Raw genomic sequence first — 13,223 nt, 5'->3', positions numbered from 1 at the left:
ATAATCGCCGCGACCTGTGCGACCAAACGCCCTCACCACCTTGGTGGCGCCGGCTGCCGTTAGAAACTGTCTTCTGGAGGGTGCCATGTTTGAAGCCCGCTTCTTGCTCGTGAAGGGACTTGAATATCTGCGCCAGGCGTTACGCCTGAATTGACGCGCAGCAAACTGATAGCACCTTTGCGAAATATCTCATACAGATGGAATCACGCTGGGTGCAGAACCGAGTTGATCATTCCGAGAATCCAATCACCCGGCGGGCGGGCTCTCGCTTCAAACAATCGCCCACGACATCGCTGCCCGTCATGGGGTCAGTGCGGGATGAGGTCTGACCGATAAATGACGTTCACGCCGGTATCGACACGGACCATCGGCGACGCTGGATCGTTTGCGGCCGCATGGTAAGCGGCGATGACCCCCTGATAACCGATAAGCCACGGATGCTGAACAAATAACGCGGAAATCTGACCACGGATAACGGCTCGTGTCAGTTCATCGTTGATATCGAAGCCGATAAAGACCAACTCGTGGCGTGCCAGCAATCCAGCCTCGCCGCGCAGGGCGGAGAGCACCGCCAAGGTGACGGACTCATTCGGGGTGAACACACCATTGACCGGCTCGGCCAGCGACGAAAGCAGATTGGCCGCCCTCACCCTGGCCGCCCCGATATCTGAACCTATGTAGGGCCCCACGATGACGCGAAGCCCGCTCGCGCGTGCAGCTTCAAGAAATCCGCGTTCACGGTCACGGGTGGACGCAACCTCGTCTTGCATACGAAACAGCAGGACCGTGCCGCGACCGTGCAGTTTGTCCGCCATGATCAAACCCGCCCGAGTGCCAGCTTTAAAGTTATCAGTACCGACAAAGGCCTGAATTGCGGCGCCACCGGGATCGCGGTCGATATATACCGCAGGGATGCCCTGCTGTCTGAACTGCTCGACTTGTGCGTTGACGGCGCTGCTGCTTGGCGCGATGACGATGGCGCGGCAATTCTGTTTTCTGACCGCTTCAATGATTTTGTGCTGCGCTTCCGGGTGCATTTCGTCCAACGGCCCGCGGAAATAAATGTCGACGCCCAGATGCGCGCCGGCAGATTTCGCGCCACGCCCTACTTCTTGCCAAAACTGGTTTCCGCCGCCAGCGGTGACCACCCCGATGCACTGCGCAGCACTTGAACGGAAGATAAAGAGCAGCAACAGGGCAAACCAGACGCGGGTGGAACGGTGCATAGGATGCCCTTGTTTTTCGCTGCAACAGTGCGCGAAAAGAAATTAATCAGAAGTTGCTAATACTTAATAGCATTCCTGCCACGATTCGCCATGCAAATGCCGGATGCGGCAGGCAAAGCGGCCAACGCTCCACTTGGCCAGATATCGGCGACCTGCTATTCCAGCGGTGGCGCTGCGTGCTGGCCGTTGAAATGCCTGGGACGGGAGCGGGCGCGCCGGCTGATTGCCAGCATGGCCAGGCCCGCCAAGGCGATCGCATAGGTCGGCGGCTCTGGCACCGGGCTGATATCCAGCGCATTCATGGCCCAATACGAATAACGGGTGCCAAATCGGTCGCCGCCCACAAACTCCAGCCGGTCGATGGCTGCACGAAAGGGCGAAGTGTAAAAACGGAAAGTGCGATCAGGCGGCAACGCAAATCGAGCGTTGCCAACTGCAACACCGTCGCGATACCCGGTGACGCTAACCGCATCGGTTGGCGTCTGATACTCATCAAGCGGCTGGGTGTTCAGACTGACACCACCAAAAACCACTGGTCCTGCCAGCACGTCCACGACAATCGTGTATCCAAAATAGCCGTCAACGCCCGCCTGGCCATAACCCATCGCACTAAAACTGAACGCCAGTCCTTTGTAGATATAGGGCTCGCCGGTCCACGGCTGCTGCGGAACGTGGGCGAATTTGTCCAATGAGATCAATGCCGCCCGCGCATCGGGGCCTGCGAGGCACAGCGCGGCGGCAAAAAGCATGTAGCGCGAAAAACGATTCATGGTTTGATCCCTGAACTGGTCAAGTCTGCCCTGTGCGCCCGTGTGTGCCACTCAATGCGCCAATAACACACACTGCTCACAACGCAAAAGAAAGTCGCGACTTACTCCGCCGGCTGCCCACTCCTGGGCGCGGCTGTGCCCATATAGCCCCGCCACCACCAGGTCGGCGCCCACATCCAGTGCCAGCTTGCGCAGGGTGGGTGCGTGCGGCGCGCCGCTATGATCCAACTTGTATTCGGCCCGTACGTCATGCGTTCTGAGCCAATGGGTCACGGTGCGCAGGCGGTCTCTTGCGTCTTTCTCCTCGGCTTCGGTGGCGACTTCGACGACGGTAACGGTATTGGCCAGCAACAAAATCGGCAGGGCATTGGCAATAATCCGCCGCGCCTCGGGTTTGTCTTGCCAGCAAATCATGATCCGGTTGACCGCAATTTCGCAGACCGTGGGCGGGACCATCAGAACCGGCCGACCGGCGTGCATCGCCAGTTCGCCCGGCGGCAGGTCCAATGCGGCTACGCTACGGGGATTGGGCGCTGCACAGATCAGCAAATCCGCTGCACGGGACTCGCGACAAATCCACTCCAGCGCCGGCACCGCTTCGTGATTGCAGCGCAGCTCCATCTGGTCTGCGGCTAGCCCGGTGTGGGCGGCCATTTGCGCCTGCAAGGCGGCGAACTGCTGCTCCAGCCACGCTTTCTTTTGAGCAGACGGCTGTACATCCACTGTTTGGCCGCCCATGACAGCCACCGGGTTGACGCCGGTTACCAGCCCGATCAACCGGGCTGGAAAATGCCGGGCCAGTGAAGCGGCGGCTTGCAAAAGCGCTGCATTGTCCTGGCCTGCGGCCAGATGAACCATGATCGACGTATAAGTCATGATGGGCTCCCGGGCTTAATGCGAAACCAGTGTGCAATGTTCACCACTTAGCAGCAGGTCGCGGGTAAACCCGCCTAATACCCATTCCCGCACTCGGTGATGACCGTACGCACCGCCGACGATTAGCGTCGCGTCAATCTCTTTGATCAAATCCTTGAAAGCCAGTAATGGATGTTCGTTGGCCGAAACGATGCGGTAATGCGCGTGGACGCCATGTGGCCTTAGCCACGCAGCGACGTCAATCAAGCGGCTGCGCGCTGCCGGCACACCTTGATCGCTGACCACTTCAGCCAGAGTGACATGGCCGGCCTGGCGCAACAGCGGCAATGCATCGGCAATCGCCCGTCGCGTCTCGCGAGTGTCTTTCCAGCCCACCAACACGCGCTCCAGTGAAACCGGCGGCAATTCGGCCGGCAATACCAGGACCGGCCGTCCTGCCAGCATCACCAGCTCACTGAGGACGAGGCCCGCCGTACCGAACCCGGCAAAATCGCCCGCTTGCACCACAAGCAAATCAGCACCCGTGGCATGGCGCACCAACGCCTCTGCCACCGAGGGCACATCCAGCTCGATACAGCAGCGGCGACGCGGAATCTGCTCTTCAAGCACATGATGAAATTCGGCCTCGGCTTCGACCGCTTCGCGATGTCGCGTCTCGCGCCGACAGGCAAATGGATCAATGACGCCCAACCCGTCGCCATAGGGTGGCTCAAGTTGATTGGCGATCACGCCAGTGACGCTGGCGGAAAATGTCGTGGCCAGTTGCGAGACAACTTCCAGCAGCCGATGGTGGGACGGTGCCGTTCCAAGCAAAACGGTGATTGCGGTGTAGTTCATGACACACCTCCGATGCGAGCTTGCCGGGCTTCACAAGCCAGGCGGGGGCGCCGTCGCTCAAATTTCGGGGTCTGTACTCGATGACCGGCAGCGCGGGGGATGTATTCAGCCTGCGCCAAAACCAGCCGGGTTTACTTGAAAATATCAAGTAAATTTGATCTATCTCAAATTATTCACAACTTGGGGTAGGAATTCCTCAACATGGGCCGAAATTCCTGGGCTGCGGCCAGTCAAGCACGCCGTTACCGCCTCCAGTGTCGCTGCGGTTGCCGGATAGCCGCCACGCCAGCATGCCTTACCGCCTGCGCCCCCTCCATGCCCACCCCATGAACCTTTCCGCGAAACCGATATTGCTGTCCGCAAGATGTCGAGACCTGGCGAAAATTTGATATGCATCAAATAATGCTCGAACAGGTAATTCGGATTCTTGCTATTGCCAAGGTAGTGAACTCAACTTCAGAGCAGCTGGTGGCGCCAACCTTGGCAGCCCTTGTTCCGGAGCGCTTGTAACATGAAACGTACAATCCGTCCTGTCGCCGCGTGGCTGTGCCTCGCTGCAAATCTAACGATCGGCCTCCCGAACATCGCCGCCGCATGCACCGGCATTACGCTAGTCGCTAAAGATGGTTCTGCGATCCAGGCACGAACCATGGAATGGGGTACGTTTTTCCTTGATTCCGAGATCATGGTGGTGCCACGCCAGCATGTCTTTAAAGCAGCTACCCCGGATGGCAAGGCCGGGCTGGCCTGGACGGGCAAATACGGCATCGTCGGCTTGAACCTGGTACAGACACCGGTCATTACTGATGGCATGAATGAGAAAGGTTTGACCGTGTCTTCGCTGTACTTGCCCGGCTACGAAGAGGGCCAGAAATATGATCCCGCGAAGGCAGATCAGACGCTTGCAATGACCGATGTCCCGACCTGGCTATTGAGTAACTTCGCCACCACCGAAGAGGTGCGAAAAAATATGCCTGACGTCATCGTGACCGACGTCGTCCTGCAGGCGTTTCATGGTATCGCGCCGCCGGTGCATTTTATGATCACCGACCGCAGCGGCAAAACCATCGTGCTGGAATACACCCACGGCTCGCTCAACATCTATGACGATCCGGTCGGGGTATTGACGAATTCGCCAGAGTTTCCATGGCATCTGACCAATCTGCGCAATTACGTCGGTTTGCATCCGCAGTCCAATCAGACCATTAAAGTGGGTGATCTGGAATTGGCGCCTTTTGGCGCGGGCAACGGCATGGTCGGGCTGCCCGGCGACTACACCCCGCCCTCGCGCTTTGTCCGGGCCGCCGCGCTACGCAATACCGTGCGCCAACCGGATACTGGATATAAAGCGGTCAATGAAGCATTCCGGATTCTGGATAACTTCGATATCCCACTAGGCGCCACGGATGCCAAAGCAAATCTGCCCAAAGATGAAACGATAGGCTCCACGCAATGGAGCAGTGCAATGGATACAGCTTCATTGCGCTATTACTATCACACCATGTTCAATCGGTCTTTAAGAATGATTGATCTGAAGAAAACTGACTTCAACAAGCGTGAAATCAGCTATTTTCCGTTGGATGCACGCAAGGAGCAAAGTATTGAAACGGTGATGACACGGTGAGGTCATTGCGAGTTTTATTAACCGTCACCGTTACCCCGGTTTCAGGTGTAGATCGTCGTCTGGCATGGGCGGATGGCAAAACTGATACCAGTCCTGAAGCGTGGCATCGTCCCGGAATTGCCCATCGGACGACGATAGGCATCATGTCTTGGTGGGCATTGACTCGAGGAGTATGCGTTGACAGAAAAGTACGTCTTGAAAGACGAGTATCGAAACAAACTTCGTTGCCGAATTGCGAACTCAGCGATCGGACCTTCCACCATACGCGGCATGGCTAAAAAAGGAACCATTGCGCCTGCTCGCCTCTTTCTTGCGCAGATCGACCTCAGCAAATTTATCAATTGCGATGCAGAGGAGTTTGCAAAATTGCTGGATGGGATCACAGAGCAGTATCGCAACGAGGTCAAGCTGCATTGGGGCACCGCACGTAAGTTTCTTAATATTTTTTTGCGGGATTGTCTCTACAATCGATGGGTTTGCGAAGACTTTCAATTATCTGAGATCGGTCAATTTTTTGAAGTGCCGCTTGATAGCCATGTGGCCCGTGAACTAAAGCAAAAGGCCGGTCGAGGCAAACTTCCGCGCTGGCGAGGAGTAAGTCGCCTTGACGCGCCACAGAGCAAACAATTTCAGAACTATGCAGACAAGTTGGCGAAGAGCGAAGGCGTGTGGCGGGTTGATCTTGATATCATTTTCTGGCGCGGCGATTTGTCCAGACGCAAGCAAGGCATTTAGCCCTCAATTGCCAGCAATTGAACGCGCTCTGCCAGCACCAACACGGTGGCGCCGTAGACAGGCTCAAGTTCCATAAAAAACAGAGCCCCCGTCCGGATACGGTCCAGTTTCTCCTGGAGCACGGGCCATTGCAGATCGCTGGTATCGGGCTCCCGCCCCCGCATCATAAAGAATAAGCGCCTTGCAGTTTCTGTCTCCTGACCACCGCTCGCATCGAGTCTCGCAGCGCGGTCAATAATGTTTAACAGCCGCATATCGTCGACCACGAAATCATCAACCCCTTGGGCAACAATTTGCCTGCGCTTCTCGCCCTCCCACCTACATGTCACATCAATCCGGATTTCCTGCTTCGTCGACTCAATCCGAATAGCGTCAATGGTGGCTTCGGTCAAAACGTCCCAATCATCCATAAATTCTCCCTACATTCCAGTGATGAACGATTCGTCGCAGTTTTTTCGTTAACCCGAGCGAAACAATTAAAACGCAGAACGCCAGCTTATATCCTCCGTGGCCGGGAACAAGAACCGCCATGCGAGCGCAAGCGCCGTGCCATCCAGATTGGCCAGAAAACAGGAACAGTCGACTTCTATATTGACACCACGGTTAAGCTGATTACGGACCTCAAAGAACACCCTATTGCTAGCCGACCCTACTTGAATGCTGCATAAACACTCACAAACGCAACAGCGGATCGCGCCACACATCCTCAACTGCTTCCGTTACCAAAAACCTCCACCCCGGCGATAACGCAAGATATGGAATGACGAGAGGAGCCCATTCGATCAAGTGTTCAATATGCAAAGGAATAAAAAAATCAGCAGCGTCTGACCGCTCTTCGCCGGCCCAGATAAACCAACCTGATGTACCGTCCTCGGGGTTAATCCTCATCCCATTCAGAGGCCGGACACCGTCTCTAACGTTTTTTGAAATGCCGACTTTTAATTTCGAAGGCGCCGGCACGAACGGCGAACCATACCGTGCGCACACCTCCGCCTGTATTTCGAAAAGAACTTTGTCCATAGCAAAATCCATATAGCCGTTCCTTGTCCGAGAGTAAGCGGGATGCACGTAGGCCACCAATCATGCCGGATTTCATGCATTTCCCCCACTTGTAGCAGGCGCCGAGAATTTTGAGCCCTCGATAATCTCGGCACCACTACCTGCAATTCGGCAAGTAAAAATATGCCTATCGGATGGTTTTACTGAACGAGAGAAGAATCTGTATAGCTCGTGTGGTTCTTCCATCTCAATATGGACGCAAACAGAGCCGATATTGTTTTTCATCCCCAGTCGCTCCAGACTATTTTCTAGTTCAGATTCTTCGTTCTTCTTATTTAGCTCTTGAGTCTCAGTGCTGAAATATTTGATCAGTGCTTTCTCGATGATACGCCCCTCCTCATCTACGTTTATTTCATCGAGCATTGAATTTGCGAAGCAGAAATTGAACGCAGTGGATGGACTCATTCCAATGGACAACACTTTGAATAAATTATAGAAAATAAAAAAGTCGTACTCTTCGGTAGAAACCCGGTACAGCATGTCAGACAGACCGCGATGCGCCCCATTGATTGGACGCTCCGATGGATTCTTGGTGTAGCCTATGTAATGAATTTCTGTGTTTATGCCTAATTCAATTGCGCTGCTTTGCAGAAAGTCGTGAATCGACATAGACACCTTACGGGTTGGTGTGTAATGAAACGTAATAAAGCGATCAGAGATTTCAACTGGCGGCCTGATCGGCTTTAGAGTTTGCGCGTCGAACAATTTTGTGACGAGCTTCCTCCGTATCCTCTCTCGTCCCACTTCAATATAGAAAACAAGGGCGTTACCAAGAAAGGAGTATCTTGGATTTTTTGACGTACAAAATCGTAGCTTCGTTCTTGCGGCGAGGAAGTATATGAAGCGTTTGTCGAGTTGGCTCTCAACAATTGATTGCAGACCTTTTAAGTAATCCGTTATTTGTTGCCTCGTATCGAAGTTCTCATGCGGATTAAGCAGAAGGTCATACCACACACATGTGGAATGGGTTAATTCTACATGCCAGTCTTTGGGCGACTCTCTGTAAACAGGTTCACCTTGTATGAAGTTGAACATGCCTCGAGTCAAGCGCTTAGTCTCCATGGTTACAACGGGTCTACAGGATGAAGGGTACGAAAGATATCAAAAACCTGCGAAACATATATGGGTTAGCAGATCCCTACTATAAGCCTTCTCGCCTTTCCTACAAAGCCAGTGATTTGTTCTTGAATGAATTGCACGGGTCCTTATAGGCCCGCCCTGCTAAATCACCGTCAAGCCATGAAAAAGGCCAAGCATCGGTTCGATGTTTGGCCTTTTTCTACGCTGTTAACGAAGCTTTTTGCGTGACGTATTGCGTGCGATGAGCGCAATTGCACCGATTCCCCAAAGCGCCCATGTCTCTGGTTCTGGCACAGCGGCAATCGAATTGTTCAACATCAGCTTGCCAAAGGTAGGCTTATGGGTATCAACAAGGACCAGATAAGTGCCAGGATTCAGAAACTGTGTAAATGAACCAGAAAATCCGCTTGCGTCATAGATCTGGTAAAACCCACCTATCACCTGGACTCCGTCCGGATAGCCGGGGGGATAAACCGTAATTAACTGTTCAATCTCGAATCCATCAATGACCTGATTATCGGGATAACCCAAAGGCTGGCTTTGGTAGTTAATCGTGACGTTATAACCGGGCGCTGCATCCGAAAGATTAAGCGCATAGTCGTAACCTTGATAGGAGCCGTAATCGCCATCCTCATAATTGTAAAGGGTTTCCCACGCACCCCATTCTGCGCCATCAATTTCTCCAGACACCGTAGCATTCGCGAACCCAGACAGCAAAAGACCGCCGACAAAAGCGGCCGAAAGAATCGTTTTACGCATTTCTCACCTCACACTCTGTCAAGTAGACGCCGAGTAACCGGCCTGTTCGAGCGGGTTACTTACGCTTTCATGAAATTATTATTATTCTGTCAAAAGACTGTCTGACTCGGCCAGATGGCTTAGGCAATGTGTGAACCTGGCTTGCTCACCGACTTTCAGAAGCGACTTGCTGTATACGCAGCGGCGGCCGCCCGCATTAACCGCCTTTGCGTTTATGTCACCCATGGAAGCTGTCCATGTGCACGCTCTATGGGAAGCGGAGCACCCAGCCGCCGCGTGACCGGGCAGGGGCGTGAGGCAATACGTTGAACGCGTTCGACGCGGACGTGGAGCTTCAGCGCAATACAAACTGCATTACGCATCGCCCAGATCGAAGCTTTGCGCCGAACACATAACTACTCGATCTGGTCCCCATCCGACAGATGACTTATGCCTTTCGAATCAATACGGCAACACCATTTGACATCGCTTCCCCAGCCTGGGATCGAATTGATTTCAATTCGCCCGGTGGCAACGAGGTCTTCAGGCTCCCCCAAATCATTCGAATCCGGCATGAATAAATACACTTCCATTCCTGCCCCTACCGTGACGGGCATTCCGTGGTCATTTATTTTGGTATCCGTCACGGAAAAAAGCACCAGATCCGGCTCAACCATCTCATTAAAGTCAACTCGAAATTTGTCCATCGTGAACTGACATCTCCATTCAAGCGGTCCCACTGCAGTGCTTTTGGTACCAGATTTGGCACGCTCGGAATAAACAAAGCCCGTAGCGGTTCGGCAATAAGGCCCGTTATCAGTCGCATGGTCTGGATTTCGACGCGTGCCATGGAACACGATTTGCCCGCCAATAAAATTGGCCGCCTGATATTACGCAAAAACAAAAAATTCCTGGCTTGAATACATCATCAGGCGTTGGGTTTCGACTCCCGACGAAGTTCCAGATGATTTGTGCCAGTGGCGCTTGTCATGCGCCTGATCACTACGGCTGGGGCGCTCGCCTGTCGGCGCCTAACGACCCTTGGGGGGCCGCAGCCCTACCTTGAAGAGTGGTGAATAATCTTTTAAGCTTGCGCCGTCGAAAAAGGTGGACCGGCGTGGTGAGCCCCGGTCGGCTTGGCCTTCAGCGCCAGGCTCAATTCCAGCCCCTGTTGGGCCGCGGACCACGACGGGTGGACGCTTGCCTTCCTCCCGTAGATCAGGTTACGCAGCCATCGTGGCTACCGCCTCGTCCTTACGGGCTGGTTCGACAATCGTCCTTGCGCCGTTGCCTCGGCATTTTGACCAAAGGACGCTCACCATGCGCCATGTACCTGTTCTTATCGTCGGCGGAAGCCTCGTCGGCTTATCCGCTTCCCTGTTTCTGCGCCATCACGGCGTCCCCCATCTTCTGATCGACAAGCATCGCGGCAGCGCCTCTCATCCGCGTGCCATGGGCTTCACCGAAACTACGTTGGAACACTACCGCGCCTGCGGCATCGCTGATCGCATCCCGCAGGCCGATCCTGGCGCCCGCCTCCGCCGCGTGACTGTCGCGACGCTGTTCGGCGACTGGATTGCGGAAACTGAGTGGACGCCCGGCGAACCAGCCCAGCGCAGCGCAGCTCTGTCGCCCTGCACGGGTGCGGCGATCGCACAAGACAAGTTAGAGCCCATCCTGCGCGCAGCGGCGCTCGAGGCTGGCGCAGAGATGAACCTCGGTGTCGAACTGATCTCCTTGATTCAGGACGACGCGCGTGCGACGGCGACGGTGCGCAACCGCAATGACGGCGCTGAAGAGATAATCACTGCAGATTGGGTGATCGCCTGCGACGGCGCCAATAGCACGATCCGCGACGGTCTCGGCATCTCACGGAGTGGCGTCGGTCATCTGCGAACATTGCGCAGCGTGTTGTTTCACTGCCCGGATGCTGACGCCGTGCTGGATCGTGGCGCACAGCAGTTCGAGATCAAGCAGGCAGGATTCAATGCGTTTCTCACCACCTACGGGGACGGTCGCTGGGTGCTGATGTTCGACGACGATCAAGAGCGTGACACGGACGAGCTCAAAGAAGCGGTGCTCAGAGCGCTTGGCCGTGAACTGCCGTTCGAGATCATCACGACGGGTCGCTGGGAACTCGCCGGTCGTATCGCCGATCGCTACCGCGAGGGACGCGTGTTCCTGGCAGGCGACGCCGCACACCAACTGCCACCGACCCGAGGCGGCTTCGGCGCGAATACCGGCATCGACGATGTCTGGAATCTCTCGTGGAAATTGGCTGCAGTTCTGCAGGGAATGGCCGCCGACCGGCTCCTCGACACTTACCACGCCGAACGTCATGCGATCGGGTGGCTGCGGCATCAGCAAACCTTCTCGCGCCCCGACTATGCGAAGTGGGCCCCCGCGACATTCAAGCCTGAGCCGTTGCTTGCTAACGATGCGATGGAGTTCGGCCAGCTAAATCGGTCGATGGCCGTCGTCGGCGCGGGTCCGGAACTGCCGGCGGCGGCAACGCCCAAGGAATGGGCCGGCCAACCCGGCACGCGGGCTCCGCACGTGTGGGAGCAGGGAGCGAGCGGGACACGCTCGACGCTTGACCTGTTCGGCAAGGCCTACGTGCTGTTGTCCGCCAATCGCGCATGGATCGAGCTGGCGCAGCGTCTGCAGGTGGTCTCCGTCCTGGTCGGACAAGACTTCGTCTTTCCGGACGAGCAGCCCTTCGCAGCTGTATTCGACATCAAGGACGCTGGCGCCACGCTGGTCCGCCCGGATGGGGTGATCGCCTGGCGCTCAGACGCGCAGCCGGACGCCGTCGCGCAAGACGCGATCGATCAGCTCATCGCGGCAAGGGCTTGATATAGGGGTCGTCTCTTCGCCACGTAATTGCCCGACATTTCGGCGCTGCTGGACATCGAACATGTCCGGCAGTTGGCAGCCCGTTATGTCGCCTGCATCGACCGGGGCTGGCGCCCCGGAGGGGTTCGGCAGCGTCTTCGCGGGCGACGCAACCTGCGACATGCATGATCTTAGCGGCCGGGTCGGAGGCTTGGAGGCAATTAAAGCAAGTTTGGTGGAAGAGACGCGCCACATCGACTTCTCGCACCCATCACTCACTGATGGGTCATCGCGCTTCGTGATAACGCGGCGAGCGGCGATTGGAAGTTGTGGATCGTTTCGGAGCGAGGCGACATGGTGCGTTTCGTCCTCGCCCGGATGCGCCTGGTCTGCCGACGCGAGAAAAATGGTTGGCTGAAAATGCAAAACGCCGAATCAGCTACCAAGGCCAGCTTCCTGAGCACACTCAGGATGATCTGCCCTGGGCCGCAAACTAGCGATCACCTACTTCTCAAGAAGCCGCTGTACCTTACAGCAAGCAGAACTCCCACGGAACGCCTGAAAGGACCGAAGTGTGAGCGTCATTTTTCACCCACGAAACGACCACCACTTTAATCGTTGCTCTTAGCGCAGTATCTTCCGTGTGAGTCCAAAATAAAGGCATCCAACGTCTCGCAAGGTCGGATACCGCTCAGCACTACCGTTAGTTCAAACATTAGGTCCAAGGAGCCTCTGTGCCCGAATTCAAGATCCTCACCAACATCATTGACTACATGGAAACCAATGGCGTTACCGCAAAGCTAGTTACCTTCGATGTTGACCAAGCGTTGGCTGATGAGATCAATTCGAAATATGGGACTGCCTATTCCATTACCGACCTAGAGAAGGCGGCAGATAAGTGCATAGCAAATGAGTGGATAGAACATCGCTCATTGGGCAAAAGATTAAGACATCTTGGCATCACGCTTAAAGGTGTAGGTGCCGCACGCTCGAAAGCACGAGCTGAAGAAATCAAAGCATCGCGTAGTTGCCTCAAAAAATGCTCTGATTACATCGAAGATCACAAGGGCTTATTTATATTTTTTGGTTTTCTCATCGCTGTGGCCACATTCGCTTCTAAATTCTTGGGAACAAAGTAATGGAAGACAAGCAATTTAAAATCACACTGAAATGTCTATTTTGCGGTTGCGATCTAAAGGGCGATACAGAAAAAACGCATCAATCTGGAGACATGCTCAAGTGCCAAGAGTGTGGCGAGTTTAATGACTACGACTCTTTGATGGAGGTTGGGCTCGAGGAAGGAAAAGCATTAGCAGTCGAGTATGCAAACAATGAAATCGCAAAGATGCTCAAGGGCCTTTTCAAATAATCCTAGAAAACACCAATCGGATGCTCCGAGCCCATATAACAGTGCAGCCATTGAGGCGCAAGCGCGACGAATAC

The 13,223-nt window shown here is 54.9% G+C and carries 14 protein-coding genes; 5 read left to right on the top strand and 9 right to left on the bottom strand.

The features are described from left to right. Positions 1 to 308 precede the first annotated feature (308 nt). The 4 genes from WG78_RS03365 to WG78_RS03350 form a co-directional block, all read right to left on the bottom strand. A complete protein-coding gene (locus WG78_RS03365; protein WP_053936369.1) occupies positions 309 to 1,226 on the bottom strand; it encodes an ABC transporter substrate-binding protein in 918 nt (305 codons plus the stop codon). Between the two features lie 155 nt (positions 1,227 to 1,381). Further along, complete coding sequence (locus WG78_RS03360) at positions 1,382 to 1,996, bottom strand: PEP-CTERM sorting domain-containing protein (RefSeq protein ID WP_053936368.1); 615 nt, start codon at positions 1,994 to 1,996, stop codon at positions 1,382 to 1,384. Between the two features lie 51 nt (positions 1,997 to 2,047). Continuing rightward, positions 2,048 to 2,872: a universal stress protein gene (locus tag WG78_RS03355; RefSeq protein ID WP_053936367.1), complete on the bottom strand. Its 825-nt coding sequence runs from the start codon at positions 2,870 to 2,872 to the stop codon at positions 2,048 to 2,050. 15 nt (positions 2,873 to 2,887) lie between these two features. Continuing rightward, entirely contained in the window at positions 2,888 to 3,709 is an 822-nt protein-coding gene (locus tag WG78_RS03350) for a universal stress protein (RefSeq protein WP_053936366.1), read from the bottom strand. A gap of 511 nt (positions 3,710 to 4,220) precedes the next feature. Here WG78_RS03350 and WG78_RS03345 point away from each other — a divergent pair. Further along, positions 4,221 to 5,333 carry a linear amide C-N hydrolase gene (locus tag WG78_RS03345; RefSeq protein ID WP_053936365.1) on the top strand — a complete coding sequence of 371 codons (1,113 nt, stop codon included), beginning with the start codon at positions 4,221 to 4,223 and terminating at the stop codon, positions 5,331 to 5,333. Between the two features lie 195 nt (positions 5,334 to 5,528). Further along, positions 5,529 to 6,068 carry a hypothetical protein gene (locus WG78_RS03340; protein ID WP_152969045.1) on the top strand — a complete coding sequence of 180 codons (540 nt, stop codon included), beginning with the start codon at positions 5,529 to 5,531 and terminating at the stop codon, positions 6,066 to 6,068. On the opposite strand, the gene WG78_RS03335 is transcribed toward WG78_RS03340, so the two are convergent. From WG78_RS03335 to WG78_RS03315, 5 genes are all read right to left on the bottom strand, one after another. Next, positions 6,065 to 6,478 carry a hypothetical protein gene (locus WG78_RS03335; protein WP_053936363.1) on the bottom strand — a complete coding sequence of 138 codons (414 nt, stop codon included), beginning with the start codon at positions 6,476 to 6,478 and terminating at the stop codon, positions 6,065 to 6,067. The genes WG78_RS03340 and WG78_RS03335 overlap by 4 nt on opposite strands. 262 nt (positions 6,479 to 6,740) lie before the next feature. After that, the gene (locus WG78_RS23445) at positions 6,741 to 7,100 is read right to left on the bottom strand and encodes an immunity protein Imm33 domain-containing protein (protein ID WP_236691969.1); all 360 of its coding nucleotides are present in this window, start codon (positions 7,098 to 7,100) and stop codon (positions 6,741 to 6,743) included. 60 nt (positions 7,101 to 7,160) lie between these two features. After that, entirely contained in the window at positions 7,161 to 8,162 is a 1,002-nt protein-coding gene (locus WG78_RS03325) for a hypothetical protein (RefSeq protein WP_152969043.1), read from the bottom strand. Positions 8,163 to 8,414: 252 nt separating this feature from the next. Next, positions 8,415 to 8,966 carry a hypothetical protein gene (locus WG78_RS03320; RefSeq protein ID WP_053936360.1) on the bottom strand — a complete coding sequence of 184 codons (552 nt, stop codon included), beginning with the start codon at positions 8,964 to 8,966 and terminating at the stop codon, positions 8,415 to 8,417. A gap of 395 nt (positions 8,967 to 9,361) precedes the next feature. Beyond that, positions 9,362 to 9,652 carry a hypothetical protein gene (locus WG78_RS03315; protein WP_053936359.1) on the bottom strand — a complete coding sequence of 97 codons (291 nt, stop codon included), beginning with the start codon at positions 9,650 to 9,652 and terminating at the stop codon, positions 9,362 to 9,364. 613 nt (positions 9,653 to 10,265) lie between these two features. On the opposite strand from WG78_RS03315, the gene WG78_RS03310 reads away from it, so the two are divergent. From WG78_RS03310 to WG78_RS03300, 3 genes are all read left to right on the top strand, one after another. Next, positions 10,266 to 11,801 (top strand): FAD-dependent monooxygenase, encoded by a 1,536-nt coding sequence (locus WG78_RS03310; protein ID WP_053936358.1) that lies wholly within the window; start codon positions 10,266 to 10,268, stop codon positions 11,799 to 11,801. A gap of 713 nt (positions 11,802 to 12,514) precedes the next feature. Next, entirely contained in the window at positions 12,515 to 12,919 is a 405-nt protein-coding gene (locus WG78_RS03305; protein WP_053936357.1) for a hypothetical protein, read from the top strand. Next, a complete protein-coding gene (locus tag WG78_RS03300; protein ID WP_053936356.1) occupies positions 12,919 to 13,149 on the top strand; it encodes a hypothetical protein in 231 nt (76 codons plus the stop codon). The genes WG78_RS03305 and WG78_RS03300 overlap by 1 nt, the downstream gene beginning before the upstream one ends. The last annotated feature ends 74 nt before the right edge of the window (positions 13,150 to 13,223 follow it).

Origin of the sequence: Amantichitinum ursilacus (genome assembly GCF_001294205.1) — a bacterium.
GTDB classification, from domain to species: Bacteria; Pseudomonadota; Gammaproteobacteria; order Burkholderiales; family Chitinibacteraceae; genus Amantichitinum; species Amantichitinum ursilacus.
Note: the sequence above shows the minus strand (reverse complement) of the source record. Positions and strands in the feature narration are given on the sequence as shown.